The 15,953-nt window shown below is 60.9% G+C and carries 17 protein-coding genes; 6 read left to right on the top strand and 11 right to left on the bottom strand.

The genetic code is table 11. The annotated features are described in order from the left end of the window. The first annotated feature begins 143 nt into the window (after positions 1-143). The 4 genes from nadA to IMCC20628_RS05760 all read left to right on the top strand — a co-directional run bounded on the left by nadA (position 144) and on the right by IMCC20628_RS05760 (position 4,772). Positions 144-1,223 (top strand): quinolinate synthase NadA, encoded by a 1,080-nt coding sequence (nadA, locus tag IMCC20628_RS05745; protein WP_047029425.1) that lies wholly within the window; start codon positions 144-146, stop codon positions 1,221-1,223. Between the two features lie 53 nt (positions 1,224-1,276). Then, positions 1,277-2,875 carry an L-aspartate oxidase gene (locus IMCC20628_RS05750; RefSeq protein WP_047029426.1) on the top strand — a complete coding sequence of 533 codons (1,599 nt, stop codon included), beginning with the start codon at positions 1,277-1,279 and terminating at the stop codon, positions 2,873-2,875. Then, positions 2,872-3,747 (top strand): carboxylating nicotinate-nucleotide diphosphorylase, encoded by an 876-nt coding sequence (gene nadC, locus IMCC20628_RS05755; RefSeq protein WP_047029427.1) that lies wholly within the window; start codon positions 2,872-2,874, stop codon positions 3,745-3,747. Before IMCC20628_RS05750 ends, nadC begins: the two co-directional genes overlap by 4 nt. 128 nt (positions 3,748-3,875) lie before the next feature. Then, complete coding sequence (locus IMCC20628_RS05760; protein ID WP_047029428.1) at positions 3,876-4,772, top strand: DMT family transporter; 897 nt, start codon at positions 3,876-3,878, stop codon at positions 4,770-4,772. A gap of 29 nt (positions 4,773-4,801) precedes the next feature. On the opposite strand, the gene IMCC20628_RS05765 is transcribed toward IMCC20628_RS05760, so the two are convergent. The 11 genes from IMCC20628_RS05765 to IMCC20628_RS05815 all read right to left on the bottom strand — a co-directional run bounded on the left by IMCC20628_RS05765 (position 4,802) and on the right by IMCC20628_RS05815 (position 13,337). Continuing rightward, a complete protein-coding gene (locus IMCC20628_RS05765; protein WP_245307884.1) occupies positions 4,802-5,731 on the bottom strand; it encodes an AEC family transporter in 930 nt (309 codons plus the stop codon). Between the two features lie 210 nt (positions 5,732-5,941). Further along, on the bottom strand, positions 5,942-6,934 hold the full coding sequence (locus tag IMCC20628_RS05770) for an NAD regulator (protein ID WP_047029429.1): 993 nt from the start codon (positions 6,932-6,934) through the stop codon (positions 5,942-5,944). Positions 6,935-6,941: 7 nt separating this feature from the next. Further along, positions 6,942-7,499 (bottom strand): tyrosine phosphatase family protein, encoded by a 558-nt coding sequence (locus IMCC20628_RS05775; protein ID WP_047029430.1) that lies wholly within the window; start codon positions 7,497-7,499, stop codon positions 6,942-6,944. Positions 7,500-7,502: 3 nt separating this feature from the next. Beyond that, entirely contained in the window at positions 7,503-8,117 is a 615-nt protein-coding gene (locus IMCC20628_RS05780; RefSeq protein ID WP_047029431.1) for an HD family hydrolase, read from the bottom strand. A 3-nt stretch (positions 8,118-8,120) separates the two neighbouring features. Next, on the bottom strand, positions 8,121-8,978 hold the full coding sequence (locus IMCC20628_RS05785) for a folate-binding protein YgfZ (protein ID WP_047029432.1): 858 nt from the start codon (positions 8,976-8,978) through the stop codon (positions 8,121-8,123). Positions 8,979-9,071: 93 nt separating this feature from the next. Continuing rightward, positions 9,072-9,722, bottom strand: coding sequence for a hypothetical protein (locus IMCC20628_RS05790; protein WP_245307885.1), 651 nt, complete (start codon positions 9,720-9,722; stop codon positions 9,072-9,074). A gap of 125 nt (positions 9,723-9,847) precedes the next feature. After that, on the bottom strand, positions 9,848-10,117 hold the full coding sequence (locus tag IMCC20628_RS05795; RefSeq protein ID WP_047029434.1) for a hypothetical protein: 270 nt from the start codon (positions 10,115-10,117) through the stop codon (positions 9,848-9,850). A 92-nt stretch (positions 10,118-10,209) separates the two neighbouring features. After that, positions 10,210-10,650 carry a TIGR02301 family protein gene (locus IMCC20628_RS05800; RefSeq protein WP_047029435.1) on the bottom strand — a complete coding sequence of 147 codons (441 nt, stop codon included), beginning with the start codon at positions 10,648-10,650 and terminating at the stop codon, positions 10,210-10,212. Positions 10,651-10,706: 56 nt separating this feature from the next. After that, positions 10,707-11,732, bottom strand: coding sequence for a DUF3179 domain-containing protein (locus tag IMCC20628_RS05805; RefSeq protein ID WP_082128022.1), 1,026 nt, complete (start codon positions 11,730-11,732; stop codon positions 10,707-10,709). Between the two features lie 108 nt (positions 11,733-11,840). Beyond that, positions 11,841-12,752 (bottom strand): homocysteine S-methyltransferase family protein, encoded by a 912-nt coding sequence (locus IMCC20628_RS05810; RefSeq protein WP_047029437.1) that lies wholly within the window; start codon positions 12,750-12,752, stop codon positions 11,841-11,843. Positions 12,753-12,890: 138 nt separating this feature from the next. Further along, complete coding sequence (locus IMCC20628_RS05815; protein ID WP_047029438.1) at positions 12,891-13,337, bottom strand: NUDIX hydrolase; 447 nt, start codon at positions 13,335-13,337, stop codon at positions 12,891-12,893. A 214-nt stretch (positions 13,338-13,551) separates the two neighbouring features. Between IMCC20628_RS05815 and IMCC20628_RS05820 the strand changes: the two genes are divergently transcribed. Continuing rightward, positions 13,552-14,784: an HlyD family efflux transporter periplasmic adaptor subunit gene (locus tag IMCC20628_RS05820; RefSeq protein WP_047029439.1), complete on the top strand. Its 1,233-nt coding sequence runs from the start codon at positions 13,552-13,554 to the stop codon at positions 14,782-14,784. Beyond that, on the top strand, positions 14,781-15,953 hold the full coding sequence (gene devC / locus IMCC20628_RS05825) for an ABC transporter permease DevC (protein ID WP_047029440.1): 1,173 nt from the start codon (positions 14,781-14,783) through the stop codon (positions 15,951-15,953). The genes IMCC20628_RS05820 and devC overlap by 4 nt, the downstream gene beginning before the upstream one ends.

A 15,953-nucleotide genomic window follows, 5' to 3' on the forward strand; every position in this document is an offset into this window, starting at 1 on the left:
TGATGCGGTCACGATCTTCAGATTCGGCTCGCTTGCAATCAGGCTGGCAACGGCTTATGTGAATGGTTCTCCGGCATTGCCGGTTTCTTTTTGACCATGATTATGCTCAAAATGAGCATAATAGGATGACAGGAGGGTTTGCCATGACCCGGTTGCAAACAGAAGCTGCCACCCAGGCTGCGATCAAGCCCCAGAGTGCGGCGGAGCGGTTCGGCGTGCTGGATCGTCCGGAGCTGAAATACACCCCGGCCGTAGCGCGCGAAACGGCTCATCTTTATGAGCGTGTGCGCAATCATATCCCGGAGATCGAATGGCCGGTCTACGCGCCTTATGTCCACGCCATCAACCGGATCAAGAAGGAACGTGGCGCTGCGATTCTGGCGCATAATTACCAGACGCCGGACATTTTTCACTGCGTTGCCGATATTGCAGGCGACTCGCTGCAGCTGGCGCGTGAAGCCTCGCTGGTCGATGAGCAGATCATCATCCAGTGCGGCGTGCATTTCATGGCCGAGACCTCGAAGCTGCTCAACATGGAAAAAACCGTGCTGATTCCCGATGCGAAGGCCGGGTGTTCGCTGTCAGATTCAATCACCGGTGCTGATGTGCGGCTGCTCAAGGAGCGTTATCCCGGCGTGCCTGTTGTCACTTATGTCAACACCTCGGCTGATGTGAAGGCCGAGACTGATGTGTGCTGCACTTCGTCCAATGCCGTGGCCATTTGCGAAAGCTTTGAGTCCGATACGGTTCTGTGCATTCCGGACGAATATCTGGCTATGAACGTCGCCAAGCAGACGAACAAAAAGATCCTGACCTGGAAGGGCCACTGCGAAGTGCACGAGCGCTTCACGGCGGAGGAATTGCTCGCCTACAAGGAAGCCGATCCGACCATCGAGATCATCGGTCATCCCGAATGCCACCCGGATGTGATTGCGGTGTGCGATTACTCCGGATCGACCGCCGGCATGATCAATTACGTCAAGGACACGCGGCCACCACGGGTGCTGCTGGTGACCGAATGCTCGATGGCATCCAACATCGAGAGTGAAGTCGAAGGCGTCGAGTTCATCAAGCCGTGCAATCTGTGCCCGCACATGAAGCGCATCACGCTGCCGAAGATCCTCGACAGTCTGCTCTACATGACCGACGAAGTTCTGGTCGACCCGGCCATCGCCGATCGTGCCCGGATGGCGGTCGAGCGGATGGTCAACATGAAGAACTGAGGGTTTCCCCCTCGATCATTACTCCTCGAATGCCTCTCAGGCCGGAGCATGCCATGACATCCCTGGCGCTTTATTCACCGCCGGTTGCCCCCAAGGGCCCGGTCTCGGTTGTCATCATCGGTGGCGGGCTTGCAGGGCTGTTTTGCGCGCTCAAGCTGGCGCCGAAAGCCGTCACTGTGCTGGCCGCAGCCCCGATTGGCCGCGGCGCGTCCTCGGCCTGGGCGCAAGCCGGTATTGCCGCGGCTGTCGGCCCGGGCGACACCATCGAAAGTCACGTTCACGACACGATTGTCGCCGGTGACGGCATTGTCGATGAAACAATCATCCGCACCATGGCTTCTGAAGCCTCTGACCGGATTCATGATCTGCTTGGCTACGGCGTGCCGTTCGACCGTGATCTGGAGGGCCATCTGGCGGTCAGCCGTGAGGCTGCGCATTCAGAAAGCCGCATCGTCCGGGTCAAGGGAGATATGGCAGGCCGGGCGATCATGGAGGCGCTGGTTGCTGCGGTACGCAAGACGCCGTCGATCCGGGTGCTGGAAGGCTATGTGGTCGAGGACCTGATCGTCGAAGACGGCAAGGTGGCTGGCGTCGTCGCCCGCGACAATGCCGGCAGCGGCGAAGAGCTGCACCGGGTGACTGGCTCCAATGTGGTGATGGCGACCGGCGGCATTGGTCATCTTTACGAGGTGACGACAAACCCGACCGAGGCGCGTGGTGGCGGTATCGGCATGGCAGCGCGCGCCGGTGCACGGCTGGCTGACATGGAGTTCGTGCAGTTTCATCCGACCGCGATTGATCTTGGCAAGGACCCGGCGCCGCTGGCCACCGAAGCGCTGCGCGGTCACGGCGCCACACTGCACAATTCCGCAGGCGAGCGCTTCATGCTGCCGCTGCACGCCGATGCCGAACTGGCGCCGCGCGATGTGGTGGCACGCGGCATCTTTGCCGAAGTCAAGGCGGGCAGGGGTGCGTTTCTGGATTGCCGTACAGCGGTGCCTGACTTTGCAAAAGAATTCCCAACGGTTTTTGGCTATTGCCAGGAGGCGGGTATCGACCCGGCCAAGGAAATGATCCCGGTCATTCCGGCGGCGCATTATTTCATGGGCGGCATCTGGACCGACATCAACGGCCGTTCATCGCTGCCGGGTTTTTGGGCCTGCGGCGAATGCACCTCTACCGGCGCACATGGAGCCAACCGGCTGGCGTCGAACTCGCTCTTGGAAGCGGTGGTGTTTTCCGCCCGCATTGCCGAGACATTGAAGAGCGAGATCAAGGTTGACGCGCCCGCGAAGTGGCAGGACGGATCGGTGACGACGACCGAGTACATCACCGAAAATGACCATCCCAACATGGTGGCCCTGCGCAAGACCATGAGCGCCAATCTGGGTGTGCTGCGTGATGGCGCGGGCATGCGCAGGGCGCTGGGCACCATCCTGCATCTGGCCCGCGAGAGCCATTCGGTCCGGTTTGACAATGTCATCACCACCGCCAAGCTGATCGCTGTCTGCGCGCTCAACCGGACCGAAAGCCGAGGCGGGCATTTCCGTACCGATTTTCCGGAAGAACAGGCGGCGTGGAAGCGGCGGACGCTGCTGACGCTGGAGCAGGCTCACGCCATCATCCCCGATCTTTTGGGAGCTGAACAATGACTACCGCATTCCTTCCCGAACTGCCGCAATTGATGGTCGAGGATCAGGTGCGCGCAGCCCTTCTCGAAGACCTCGGCCGCGCCGGCGACATCACCTCCAATGCCACAATCGGTCCTGAGCGACAGGCAACAGCCGAGATGAACAGCCGCGAGGCCGGGATCATCTCCGGGCTGCCGCTGGCCGAAGCCGCGTTCCGGCTGATCAATCCGGCGATTCATTTCGAGCCGCTGGTTGCCGACGGCACGCGGGTGCAGCCGGGGGCGGTGATCGCCAGCATCTCCGGCCCGGCGCGCGGGCTGTTGTCAGCTGAACGGGTGGCGCTGAACTACCTCATGCATCTGTCGGGCATCGCCACACACACGGCGCGGTTTGCCGATGCCATCGCCCACACCTCCGCCAGGGTCACCTGTACCCGCAAGACCATTCCGGGTCTGCGCGGCGTCGAGAAATACGCCGTGCGTTGCGGTGGTGGTTCGTCGCACCGCTACGGGCTCGATGACGCGATCATGATCAAGGACAACCACATCGTTGTTGCGGGTGGGATCGTCGAAGCGCTGAGAGCCGCCAAGGCCTTTGCCGGGCATCTGGTCAAGATCGAGATCGAGGTCGATACGCTGGAGCAGTTCGAAATCGTGCTGAACGAAGGCGCCGATATCTGCCTGCTCGACAATATGGGGCCGGATATGCTGCGCCAAGCCGTGGCTATAAACAACGCCAGGGACGGGGGCCGGATCACGCTTGAGGCTTCCGGCAACGTCAATCTCGACACCATCAAGTCCATTGCCGAAACCGGCGTCGACTACATCTCGACCTCGAAGATCACCATGGCCGCGCCGACGCTCGATATCGGGCTGGATATGTCGATCGGGTAAGAGTAGTGGTGGGCTGCCTCGAGAGTTTTTGACCAAAACCAATTCAAGAATTTGGGTTTCAGAACAATACGGCGAACAGGCCCTGCGCTTGCGACCTTTTTGGAGCGTTAGCCAGCATTGGAATTCGTGTGACACATCACATTGCAACTGATCGCAAGGCCAATCTGGTGGGCAGCGTCTGGATGATCGCAGCGATGGCGATTTTTGCCATCGAGGATTCATTTATCAAGGCAGCGTCCGAAATGCTGCCGGTTGGTCAGGTCCTCGTCATTTTCGGTCTGGGCGGGGTCTTTGTCTTTGCCTCTCTGGCGCTCATCAACAAAGAGCCCCTGTTCAATCCCGACGTCGTTTCGCGGCCGATGTGCATACGCGTGGTCTTCGAAATCACAGGTCGCCTGTTTTACGTACTGGCGCTTTCGCTGATCCCGTTGTCGGCGGCAACCGTGATCTTGCAGGCAACCCCGCTTGTGGTGGTGGCAGGTGCCGCGCTGGTGTTTGGTGAAAAAGTGGGATGGCGCAGGTGGACGGCCATTTTCGTTGGATTGACCGGGGTTGTGGTGATTATTCAGCCGGGGACGGATAGTTTTTCGATGCTCTCGCTCTTGGCGATCATCGGAATGATCGGGTTTGCCGGCCGCGATTTGGCCAGCCGCGCCGCACCTGCCGCGCTCAGCACCACGATCCTCGGCCTGTACGGATTTTTGTCCATCGTCGTTGCGGGTGGAGTTTTCGCGGTCTGGCAAGCCAAGCCATTTTTGATGCCCGATGGCGAGATTTCCCTCTATGTGCTCGGCGCTGTTCTGGCCGGCGTCACGGCCTATTCGTGCTTGATGAAAGCTATGCGGACCGGAGAGGTGTCAGCGGTAACCCCGTTCAGATATTCACGGCTGCTGTTTGGAATTGCACTCGGGATTGGCTGGTTTGGCGAGCAGTTGAGTTTTGCGATGATAGCCGGGTCGGGTCTGATTGTTGTTTCAGGCCTGTTTATTGTCTGGCGAGGCAGACAGGTCAGCGCAGCGAAATAGCCGGACATCAATTCCGGGCACGCGGACAACTATGTCAGCAGATAAATCCAGAGAGGCAGCGTCAGCGCCGAGAGCAGGGTAGATTGGGCAATCAGCGTTGCCGGAAGCTTTCTCTCGGCTCCATAGACGGATGCCAGCACATGCGCAGCCGATGCCGTGGGCAGCGCCGCAAATACCACAAGAACATTTGCTTGCGCGGGCGGTAGTCCGGCCAGGGTCACACACAGCCATGTGACTGCTGGCAGGATCAACAATTTGATCGTGGTGATGCCGCCGGTAAAGCGGTTGAGGCGGAACATGGCACCCCAATCCATCGTCGCGCCGACCGCCATCAGAGCAATGGGAATGGCTGCGCCGGCCAGATAGTCGACGCCCTGTTTCAGCACGCCGGGCAAGGTGATGCCGGCGGCGCCAACACACATGCCGGACACCGAGGCGATGAAAAACGGGTTGCGGGCAATCTGTGCAAGAACGCTGAGCGGACCCAAACCGTTGCCGCGGGAAAGTGCGGTGATGGCGAAGACATTTGCCAGCGGCACTGCAAAGCCGATGGCGACCGACATCAGCGGCGCGGCATTTCCAACCGCACCGACGGCTACAAATGCAATTGCTGTGTTGAACCGCCACGCCGTCTGCCATGCGCCGGCAAAGTCGAGAAATTTCGCCGGTCCAAACGGCCTCAGCAACCAGCCCAGCGACAGGCCGAGGGACAGGATAATCCAGACGCCGGCGCCAATCACCGCGGCATCATCGAATGCGATCGGACGTGATGCTGCTGCCGAAAAAATCAGGCATGGAAACAACAGTTCGAAATTCAGCCGGTCGATGCCGCGCCATGCATCAACGCTCAGCCGCTCACGGAACACCCTGCCGAGAATGATGATGCCCATGGTGGGGATGAGGACTGACAGAATTGGAATCATGGTCTGGTTCGCTGAAGTGCGTGGTAGTTTGCGCATCTGACATGATCAGTCTGGATGCGCTCCATAAAATGTGATCGGGTGATAAAAGTGTCGGTGCCGCAGGGACTCTTGTTGTCGCAGATATGCTGGTTTTGACAAGGGTGCATCGGTTGCCATTTTCAATGGCGATGTCGCGGCAATCGCCAAACGCGATCTGGCCGCCGGCGAGGTCCCTTGATGGGGAAGGGCTGCGGTGAGCCTGTGGCTCTATCCTCGCCCTCCCAGCCGCAAGCCCGGCGCCGGACGTTCTTCGAGGATCTTGGCACGGAATTTGTAAAGCGCTGCGGGGCGGCCACCGGTGGCGGAACTGGCTGCACCGGTGGGTTCGACCAGTTCGGCGCCCTCGACCAGCCTGCGGAAATTCTGCTTGTGCAGGTGGCGGCCCGAAATTGCTTCCACCGTCGTCTGCAACTGGGTCAGGGTGAAGTCGGGCGGCATCAGCTCGAAAATCACCGGGCGGTATTTGATCTTGGCGCGAAGCCTCTGCACAGCCGTGGCGGCGATGCGGCGATGGTCAAACCGCATGGCGCGGCCGAGTGGAACAGTCAGCCCGGTGCTGCTCACTCGCTGGTCGGCTACCGCCTCGGTGAGCAACCCTGCCTCATAGAGCAGTTCATAGCGTTCGAGCACGCGTTCCTCGTCCCAGGGAAAATCATTGAGCCCGAAGGCCAGCCGGATGCGGGCCATGCGGCTGGGAGTTTGCGGCTGATCGGCTTTTTCAACGGCCCATGGCAACAGTCTTGGCAGGATGGCGGCATCGAGCATGCCGGGCCGTCCGTCTCGCCAGTCTTCCCAGGGAAACAATTCGTACCAGTCGCGCCAGCGGGCACCGGTGGCGTGCAGCGCTTCGGGGTTTTCCGCATCAGCGCGAGTCAAGGCCAGATATCCGACTGAGACCATGTGAGCCCCTTGCTCATCACTGCGCATCTGCCGGCCGCGATCGCCGAAGGTGTAGAGCTGTTCGACATAGCCCAGATTGAGTGCGGTCTGGCTTTCCACACTTGCCCGCAGGCTGGCTTCGAAGGTCCGCTGCCGCGCCGGATCGAAAGGGCCGAAGGGAAGACCGTCTGCAGCCCCCTGACCCGGTGACGCCGGAACAGCAAGAATATTTGGCGTGTGGTTGGTCACCGCAACAATGGCGGCGTTGAGGCCGATGCGGAGGGGAGGGATGTCGCCTGGCTCTGTAGCGGTGGGCTCCATCGCGTAATCAGCCCTTGTGCCGCTGCGGCGTGGCGGCAGGAACCTCATCATCGGGCCGGATGCCGAAGCAGAAGCGACCGCCTTCGAAGGCGTCGGCGCCCCGGCCGATGCTCATCATGGCGCGTCTGAGCCGCCCGCCGCGGCCGAGCATCGCGTCGCCGATTTCAATCAGCCGTGCATTGGGCGTGACGAAGGCCGAGGCGGCGCGCAATCGCTCGGCCAGCGCCATATCGTCCTGGTCGGGCTCAATGGTCAAAGCGGCGATAGCAGCGGCGGCGGGCGAACGGGAAATCCCCAGCCAGCAATGCACCACCAGTGGTGCGCTCTGGTCCCAGCTTTTGACAAATTCGATCAGTTGGTCGACATGGGCCTCTCCGGGAGCGGTCAGGCCGGGGCGGACAACAGAAATGTCGTTGAGCCCGAGCTTGAGGTGGCGGCTTTCATCAATCACCGCCGGGCGATGAAAATTCTGATTTTCCGCCAGCAGGCTGACCATTTCGCGGGCGCCGTGGATCACGGCGGTTTCGGCGATCTGGTTGAGACGGCAGACGATCAGATAGGACATGGGTCAGCTTCCCCTGGTGCGGCGCAGGGCCTCGATGGCCTCGAAGCGTTCGAGAAACACTGTCTCTATTTCGGCGGCCGGACGGGGTGGCAGATCCAGCATGTCGCGGCTGATGCCGCGTGGCGAGCCGAAAAAGGCGCGCGCCTCGGCATCGTCAAAGCCTGCCAGTTCTGTTGCCTCGAAATAGGCGGCGATCCGGTCTGCCCGCTTGATCAGCGCCTTGATGGTCTTGGGCGTGACCGGGGGGAGCCCGAAGCGGATATGGATGGCTGCCTCCAGCCTGGCTTCAACGGTCTTGTAGCCGCCACCGACCACAGCCTTGAACGGCGAGATCATGTCGCCGATGACATATTCGGGTGCGTCATGCAGCAGCGCCAGTTGCAAGGTCGCAGGCGAGGCATCGGTCAGTCTCCCGACGATTGTCTCAACCATCAATGAATGCTGGGCCACGGAATAGGCATGGTCGCCGCGGGTCTGTCCGTTCCAGCGTGCAACACGCGCCAACCCCTGCGCAATGTCGGAAATCTCCACATCCAGCGGCGAGGGATCGAGCAGGTCGAGCCGGCGGCCCGAGAGCATGCGCTGCCAGGCGCGGGGTGCTTTTTCAAGTGGCGCCATGGTTCAGGTGTCCGGAGCAGCGCTGGCGAATGACAGGCCGCTCCACTTTGGCAGTGTGAGCGTCACCGCCATGCCACCGGCAGTCAGCGGGATATTGTCAGCCAGAGCATCGGCAACCCGGTCGGTTCGCACCATGGCAAGGCCCATATTGCCGGTTGTCGACCCCAGGCTGCCGACAGTTTTCTCGCCCGCCACAATGCTGATGTCGGTTTCGTCCGGGCCGGCTTGCGGCAGGTCGGTCTCGGCGGCAACAATCGCCACCCTTTTCCGCGCGGTGCCGCGATGCTGCATGCGGGAAACGACTTCCTGGCCGACATAGCAGCCCTTGCGGAAATCGACACCGTCGTTCTTGTCCATCATGGCGTCGTGCGGAAAAATGTCGGAGAGGGCAAAATCGGTGCCGGATTCGGCTACGCCATGGGTGATTCGAGTTTTCTCCCAGGCTGACCGGTCCGCATCGAGGACCGCGCCGCTGCCATGCAGCCGCCAGACGCCGGCATCGTCGGGGAATCGCTTGTCGGCCAGCGCGCCCACCGGCGCAGCCCCGCCCCACCCGGCAATCACCGGCATATCATCAAGCTTTTCGACGCTTACCGCCGCCCGGAGCTTGTACAAGGTCAGCCTGCGGATGAAATCGTCGGCGATATCGGCGCGTATGTCGCAGTCGTAACCGGTCTCAACGGCTTTCGAGATAAGAAAGTCGAACAGGATCTTGCCTTGCGGCGTCAGCAACGCCGTGGGCCGGGCCTGTCCAGCCTCAATCGCGTCAACGTTCGCGGTAATCAGGTTTTGCAGAAAATGCTCCGCATCGGCGCCATCAACGCGTACAATCTTCCGGTCGGCAAGGACTAGGGCTGGCACAGCGCGGTACTCCGGTTTGGTCGGTAACTTGGACTGATGAACAGGTAGGCGGTCGCAGGGCCTCGGGCAAGGGCGGAAGCGCAGCTTGTCGGGTTAGTCGCCGGCCACAAAAAACCGCCACTCGCCATCCGGCGAGATACCGACACGGTAAAAATTGTAGCCGCCATAGGCTTTCATGTCTTCAACATCGCCGGCGGTGACGATCCTGAGCAGCTCGACCTTTTGCGGAGGCGTCAGCCCATCCAGCGACAGGGCTGCAAAATAGGGCCAGATATAGGTTTCATTCGGTTCATCGGCGTCAATCCGGACAAAGCCGGTGTTGAGCAGATCGATGAGGATCGCCAGGATTTCCTGCCCCTCGCCATCGCCTGAAATCGAGCGCAGATAGGCGATCGGATCGGCTTCAATTTCACCGAAGGACAATTGTGTCGCAGTTGGCCCGGAGCCGAGCAGGGGGCGGAGATTTTCGATGTCGCCCGTGGTCGCGGCTTCCAGCATCAGCTGGCGCATGCGCTGGGCCGGTTCGGGCAATAGTGTGAAATCGGTGAGGATGTCGACGGGAGCAAGGTCTTCGACCACCGCCGGTTCCGAAATTGGCTCGTCGGTCTGGGGCGTACCGCGGATAACCGGGCCTGGTTCCGGCAAGCCGCCATCCAGTCCGGTCTGAGGTTCGTCAAGCGGCGGCAGAGGCGGGCCCTGCTCGACCTCTTTCGAGGATGGCTGGGACGGCGCGAGCTCACTCAATGACAGCGCCGGAATCGTGGAAAAAACCACAAATAACACACCAGAGAGGGCTGATAAGCCCCTCAATCTGCTGGTTCGAAACTCGCCTTTACGCTTGTCGAGCACCTGTCTCCCCGCCGGTAATCCTATTGAAGCACCCGACCGGGAGAAAACTCACCGGCGAGAATGCGTTCGCGGAGTGAGTCCACCAGAGCTTCCGCCTGATCTTCGCCCAATGCCCGGACGGTTTCCCGAATCGCGGTGATCATGGCCGCGTCGGCGATGATTTCCGGCTCAATGCCGTCTGCCGCGCTTTCAGCCCAGGCGTCATGCTGCAGTTCCATCGCCACCTGGAGCTTTTCCTGGATGATCAGATCATCGAGTTCATCGGGCGTATGCTGTGTCTGGTGTGTCATGCGGACCAACTCTTACTTACTATCTCATTAACACCGTAACACGCCTTGAACCGTTTCGGCACGGGGCTGCGACGATATCGGTTAACAAATCCTCAATTTCCGTACCGTGCCACAATTTCGGTGACAAGTGTTGCTCCTTCGCGACGGTATCGCTCCTCCGCAACAAGGGCGGCGTCGGTGCAGGCGGTGTAAACCGAGGCAAAAGCGCGAAAGCCGCGGTTATAACCGGCGGTGAGTTGCTTGCGGCGGCTGTCTTCTCCAACCGTCTCGCTGTCGAGCAGTTTCTGCATGCTTTCCCGCCAAGCGGTTTCGCCTTCGGAATTGCAAAGGTCACGAAGATACTGAACCGATCCGAGAATTTCAGCCAGTCGCAACAATCTTGTTTCATAGGGCGGCGGCGGCAGATCGGTTTGCAACTCGACGGGGTCTTCAGTCGCTGATTCGGAGGTCGTTTGCGCCCATGCGGCGTGTGGGCCGGAGGCAAGCGCCAACGGCAACAGGACGGTCAGGATCAGGTGCAATCGAAGCGACATGCATGCTGGCTTACACCAAGACATCACGCGATGAAATCCCGGATCACCATGCGTGGTTACTGCTCAATCACGGTCTGAGGCAGGAAAGCGCTCACGACAAAGGCGAAGGTGAGTTCATGCACCACATCTTGACCATCACGGGTGACAGTAACGCTGCCGATCTCGCGGCCCTCTGCAATGTTTGAGGTATCAAGCACGGAGCGAACACCCGGAACCCAGGTGAACTCGAAGCCATCCAGTTTCACAGCGCCTTTGCGCCGCAGCTTGTCGAGCGACAATGCCAGGGGCTTGGATGCCTCGCGAACCACGACAACATAGGACAGCGGCGCAATGCCCTCTGGCATGGCACCGCGGTACAGGAACGGAACGCTGGAGCTGTCGTAACCCGCATAGGGATTACGGCCATAATCGCGCAATCCCGGATTGTTCGGCGCCAGGACCTCACCGCCCGGATGACGCGTGCTGAAAACCTGCCAGGATTCGAGTCGGGAGGGGATGACTTCAAGTCTGGACCCGGTGCGGGATCCGGTTATGGCTTCGCCGGTGAATTGCTGCCACCAGCTTTCGGTTTCGCGGTCATACATGACCAGATCGGAGTTGCGCAGTTTGCCCGTGGTCCCGAACGTGGTGACGGTGCCCTCGACCGTGCGGTCAAAAACGATGGCCGCATTGCAAAGCGGACAATAGGTCACCGAAATCGGCCGACCGGCAAGGCTGTCATTGACGATCTCGTGCCAGATCATGATTCGCAGCGGATAAGCCCGCGCCGCGCCATCGATGACAACCGACATCACTGGCTCCTTGTCATCAAGGCCGGTGGCCTCTGCGACGGGAAGGAACACCGGATCGTCAATCGGCGGAATGCCGTCCTTGGGCGGTCCGCCGGACATGATTTCGGCAAAATCAATCGTAGTTTGGGAGAAATCAGTGGTCCAGCCCTGACGCTCCCAGAGCTCCGGGTTGGCTGCTGCGGTGATGGTCGAAACCGCAAGGCCGAGACCTGCAAGCAGCACCATGACGATGACGCCCGAGAGATACGCATGTCCGGCCCTTGCCGGTCGGTGGGATGCGAAGTTCTGCATGGCGCAAAACTGCCCTGAAAAACGCCCCGGCGCCAATCAACCCCGGTCACATTGCGGTGAAGCCGGACGGATACCGGTCCCGCGGTCGCTGATTCTCTTGCTTTGGACTCAGGCCTTCAGGTCTGCCGCCAGTCTCGAGATCTGGTCCGCGCCGATGCCGCAACAGCCGCCGACCAGTGTTGCGCCGGCCTCAACCCAGCCCCGGGCATAGGTGAGATAGCCGTCGCCAGCAAGTTCTTCGCGCATGCCGCTCAGACCTTCATTGGCCTTCTCGCCGGCGGTCTCTTCTTCAAATGCGTTGGCGTAGACGCCGATGGCAATCTTGACACCCAATCGCGCGAAAACCGCGGCCGCGGTTCGTATTGCTGGTTCCATGACTTCCGGCTTGCTGCAATTGAACAAAAGGGTTTCGATGCCCGAGCGCGCTGCCCATTCCGCAGCCGCGGTAACTGTTTCGCCTGATCTGAGCGCCGGTTCGCCACCTGACGCCGCTGCCGTGCCATCGGCAAGCGTGAACGACACCCAGAGCGGCTTGCCGGTGGCCTCTGTGGCCACGCGCACCGCCTCGGCCTCTGCGATCAGGCTCAGCGTCTCGGCCTGCCAGATATCGACATGCGGGGCGAGGTTTTCGACCAGTACGGAGAGATAGTCCTGCACCCGGGCCGGGTCGAAATTGTCCGGCTCGTAGGAGCCGAAGATCGGCGGCAGGCCTCCGCCGACCAGCACCTTGCGACCGGTTTCGGCGTCAGCCGCCTCGCGCGCCAGTTGGCCCGACAATGCAATCAGTGAGGCACCGTCCGCGCGGAACCGCGCGTCGCCGATGTGGAAGGGCACCAGCGCGTAGCTGTTGGTGGTGATGACGTCGGCGCCGGCATCGATGAACTCGGCGTGGACCTGGCGTACGATCTCCGGGGTTTCCATCAAAGCGAGAGCCGACCATTCCGGCTGTACCAACCGGGCGCCAAGCCGTATCAGTTCGCGGCTCATGCCGCCATCGAGGATACGTACAGTGCTGGTCATGGGCCAATCTCCATTGCTGCCGCTGCCTGATGTGCAGGCCTGTCACGTTGTTTCCGGGCCGAGGTAATCGCAACCGGACAGCAAGGCAACCATCTTTGACGCGGAAGCAAGCCTTCGCCCAGTTCGCGGCTTCAGGGGCTAATCCCGACCCGCAGCCAGGGCGGCCAGCATGTCGATGCAATCCACCATGCTTTGCGGCGCATGCAGGGTGCGGATTTCCTCCGGGCTGAACCAGCCGACTTCTCGCGCGTCGTCGAGTGCTTGCGGCTCGCCGCCGGGATCGTCGGCGAGAAACACCGTCAGCAGGAAGTGCGACGACAGGCTGCCATCGGGGGCCCGGGAGGGCAGGTCGAATGTCGCAAAAGGTCGGGGGTTGGTGGCCTTCAGTCCGGTTTCTTCCTCGAGTTCGCGCAGGGCTGCGGTTTCGAGCTTTTCGCCGGTATCGACCCGGCCGCCGGGGAAGGCGTACATGTTCTGGGCTGGCGGGTTGGCGCGCAGCACCAGCAAATATCTGCCAGCGCGCTCGATCGCCACCGAGACTGCCAGTGCCGGTTCATGTCCATCGGTGCCATGCCGGTTGCTCATTGTCAGATGCCTGTAATGCTGTGTGTCATGGCAACGTAATGCGCGGAGTTTCTATTCAACGGCAAGCCCGAAAATCTGGGAATCTGCACGAACCCACACTAACCCCGGTTTCTGCTTGATGGAGATCATTCCATCAGTTGGCGTTTTTGTAATATGCAGAAAGAGCCATGCATATGAATCACATCCTGCCGGGACATGAGAATCGGAACTCGCCATGACCACTGCACCTGAAACCGATCTGCCGCTGAACGTCATTCGGGCCGATAGCGACAGCCAGCCGGTCGCCCGGCGACGGTGGCGGTTTCACAAGCGCTATCTGCTGGTGTTGCTGATCCCGCTGATCATGTTCTCGGGCGGAGTGATCGGCATGTATTACCAGCCCACCGCCTTGCAGAAATTCTATGCACTGACCGGATTGCAGCCCGGTGCCGGCTCGGCCACGCCGATTGCGCTTCCGCCCGACATGGAAATGCCCAAGGAGATGGTGGCAACCATGCAGGCCACCGACGTGGTCGGGCTGGCCCGGCTGATGCCGCGTGGCGATGTGTCGATCGTGGCCCCGCCCTATGGAGCAGGGGACGCGCGCATTGCCGAGGTTCTTGTGAGTATCGGAGACCGGGTTGAAAAGGGCGCGGTGGTGGCGCGACTGGACAATCAGGGCCAGTTGCAAAGTGCTGTGCTGTCGGCGGAGGCCAATGTCGCGGTGCGCGAGGCGGCACTGGTTCAAACCACGGCTTCGGTACAGAACTCGCAAGCCGAAGCCCGTGCCGCCATGGAGCAGGCCCGAAGTGCCAGCACCGAGGCATCGGCTGAATATGAGCGGAGCAAAGCCTTGTTCGAGCGCGGCGTGATCACCCAGGCCTCGCTCGATTCGCTTGCTGCAGCCGAGCATCAGGCGGTTCTCGCGGTGCAGAAAGCCGAAGCGACATTGTCGCGGTTTACCGGTGAAGTTGTTGAGCTGCAGCCTGATGTGATCGTCGCGGCGCGCAATCTCGACGCCGCCAAGGCGGATCTGACCCGTGCAGAGCAGGATCTGGTCCGGTCCGCGGTTCTGGCGCCGATCAGCGGCGTGGTGCTCGATTCGATGGCCAATCCGGGGGAGAAACCGCCGAGCGATGGCATCATGCTGATTGGCGACACCGACCAGATGATGGCCGAGGTGGAGGTCTATCAGGACCGGATCGCCAACGTGACTTTGGGGCAACCGGTGGAACTGGCGGCTGTCGCCATCGGCCAGACGCTGCAGGGGCGAGTCAAGTCGATCGGACTGACTGTCGGACGCCAGGGCCTGCTGTCGGATGACACGGCGGCCAACACCGATGCGCGGGTGATCAAGGTGATGGTTGAGCTGGATGAGGCATCGTCAGATGTTGCTGCGCGCTACACCAACCTTGAAGTGATCGCCCGCATCGATACGCGGACTGTCGCCCCCAAGAGCAATCCATGAGCCGTTTGCTACAATGGCTGTTCGGGCGGTTGCCGATCGGCTGGCTGCAGCTGACCCACAGCAGGACGCGCTTTGCTGCGGCGATTGCCGGTGTCGCCTTCGCCAATGTGCTGGTGTTCGTGCAACTGGGCATCATGAACTCGATGGCGACAGCAACGCTGAAACCCTATGATTTTTTCAATGCCGACATCATGATTTCGGCCTCGGACGCCAATTCGATGACCGAGGGCGGCAATGTCGCGCGGCAATGGCTGTTTCAGGCCCAGGCCGATCCGGAAGTGACTCTGGGGACCGGGATATTTGTCGGCAACACCAACTGGCCGCGCCCGACCAAGACGCTGGGGCTGACCAGCTTTGGCATCGACCCGACGTTGCCGGATTTTTTAAGCCCGGTGCTCAAACCCAAACTGGCCACACTGCAACTCAAGGATTCAGGCATTCTCGACATGGCCACCCGCGGTCTGCCGCCCGAGGAAGCTGCGGCAATCCGTCCGCAGACACCGGCGTCTTTCGAGGTGACCGGCAAGACACTGACGCTTTACGACACCTTTCAGGGCGGTGGCGGATTTGGCGGAGACGGATATCTGATCATGTCGGACCAGACCTTCCTGTCGCTGTTTCCGGCGCGCAGTTCGGCCGCACCTGATCACATCCTGCTGCAGGTGACGCCGGGGGCGGATCCCGAGACCGTGGCGGTCCGATTGCGCGACCTGATATCGGACAAGTCGCTGCGCATCCGCTCCTATGATCAGGCCAAGGCCGACGATCTCAAATATCAGCAGACCAAGCGGCCGACCGGCATCATCTTCGGCTTTGGCGTGATCATCGGTGTGCTGGTCGGCATCGTCATCGTCTACCAGGTGCTCTCGACTGATGTGGCCGATCATCTGTCCGAATATGCGACCTTCAAGGCAATGGGCTATCCGCAGACATTCTTCCTCGGCATCGTCTTTGAGGAAGCGCTGATTCTGGCGGTGTTCGGCTTTGTGCCCGGGGTGATTGTGGGGACCGGGTTGCTGGTCGGCATGAAGAAGGCCACCAATCTGCCCTTGGCGATGACCTGGGACATGGCGTTGATCGTGCTGATTGGAACGCTGGTTGCCTGTTCGCTGTCGGGCGCCATCGCCACCCGCCGATTGGCCGCAGCCGATCCGGCTGATTTGTTTTGA

The sequence above is a fragment of the Hoeflea sp. IMCC20628 genome (genome assembly GCF_001011155.1).
Lineage (GTDB): Bacteria > Pseudomonadota > Alphaproteobacteria > Rhizobiales > Rhizobiaceae > Hoeflea.

Bases quoted from the DNA above. Each gene is read 5' to 3' on its own strand.
- nadA (WP_047029425.1), top strand. From the start codon at position 144: ATGACCCGGTTGCAAACAGAAGCTGCCACCCAGGCTGCGATCAAGCCC.
- IMCC20628_RS05750 (WP_047029426.1), top strand. From the start codon at position 1,277: ATGACATCCCTGGCGCTTTATTCACCGCCGGTTGCCCCCAAGGGCCCG.
- nadC (WP_047029427.1), top strand. From the start codon at position 2,872: ATGACTACCGCATTCCTTCCCGAACTGCCGCAATTGATGGTCGAGGAT.
- IMCC20628_RS05765 (WP_245307884.1), bottom strand. From the start codon at position 5,731: ATGCGCAAACTACCACGCACTTCAGCGAACCAGACCATGATTCCAATT.
- IMCC20628_RS05770 (WP_047029429.1), bottom strand. From the start codon at position 6,934: ATGGAGCCCACCGCTACAGAGCCAGGCGACATCCCTCCCCTCCGCATC.
- IMCC20628_RS05775 (WP_047029430.1), bottom strand. From the start codon at position 7,499: ATGTCCTATCTGATCGTCTGCCGTCTCAACCAGATCGCCGAAACCGCC.
- IMCC20628_RS05780 (WP_047029431.1), bottom strand. From the start codon at position 8,117: ATGGCGCCACTTGAAAAAGCACCCCGCGCCTGGCAGCGCATGCTCTCG.
- IMCC20628_RS05795 (WP_047029434.1), bottom strand. From the start codon at position 10,117: ATGACACACCAGACACAGCATACGCCCGATGAACTCGATGATCTGATC.
- IMCC20628_RS05800 (WP_047029435.1), bottom strand. From the start codon at position 10,650: ATGTCGCTTCGATTGCACCTGATCCTGACCGTCCTGTTGCCGTTGGCG.
- IMCC20628_RS05805 (WP_082128022.1), bottom strand. From the start codon at position 11,732: ATGCAGAACTTCGCATCCCACCGACCGGCAAGGGCCGGACATGCGTAT.
- IMCC20628_RS05810 (WP_047029437.1), bottom strand. From the start codon at position 12,752: ATGACCAGCACTGTACGTATCCTCGATGGCGGCATGAGCCGCGAACTG.
- IMCC20628_RS05815 (WP_047029438.1), bottom strand. From the start codon at position 13,337: ATGAGCAACCGGCATGGCACCGATGGACATGAACCGGCACTGGCAGTC.
- IMCC20628_RS05820 (WP_047029439.1), top strand. From the start codon at position 13,552: ATGACCACTGCACCTGAAACCGATCTGCCGCTGAACGTCATTCGGGCC.
- devC (WP_047029440.1), top strand. From the start codon at position 14,781: ATGAGCCGTTTGCTACAATGGCTGTTCGGGCGGTTGCCGATCGGCTGG.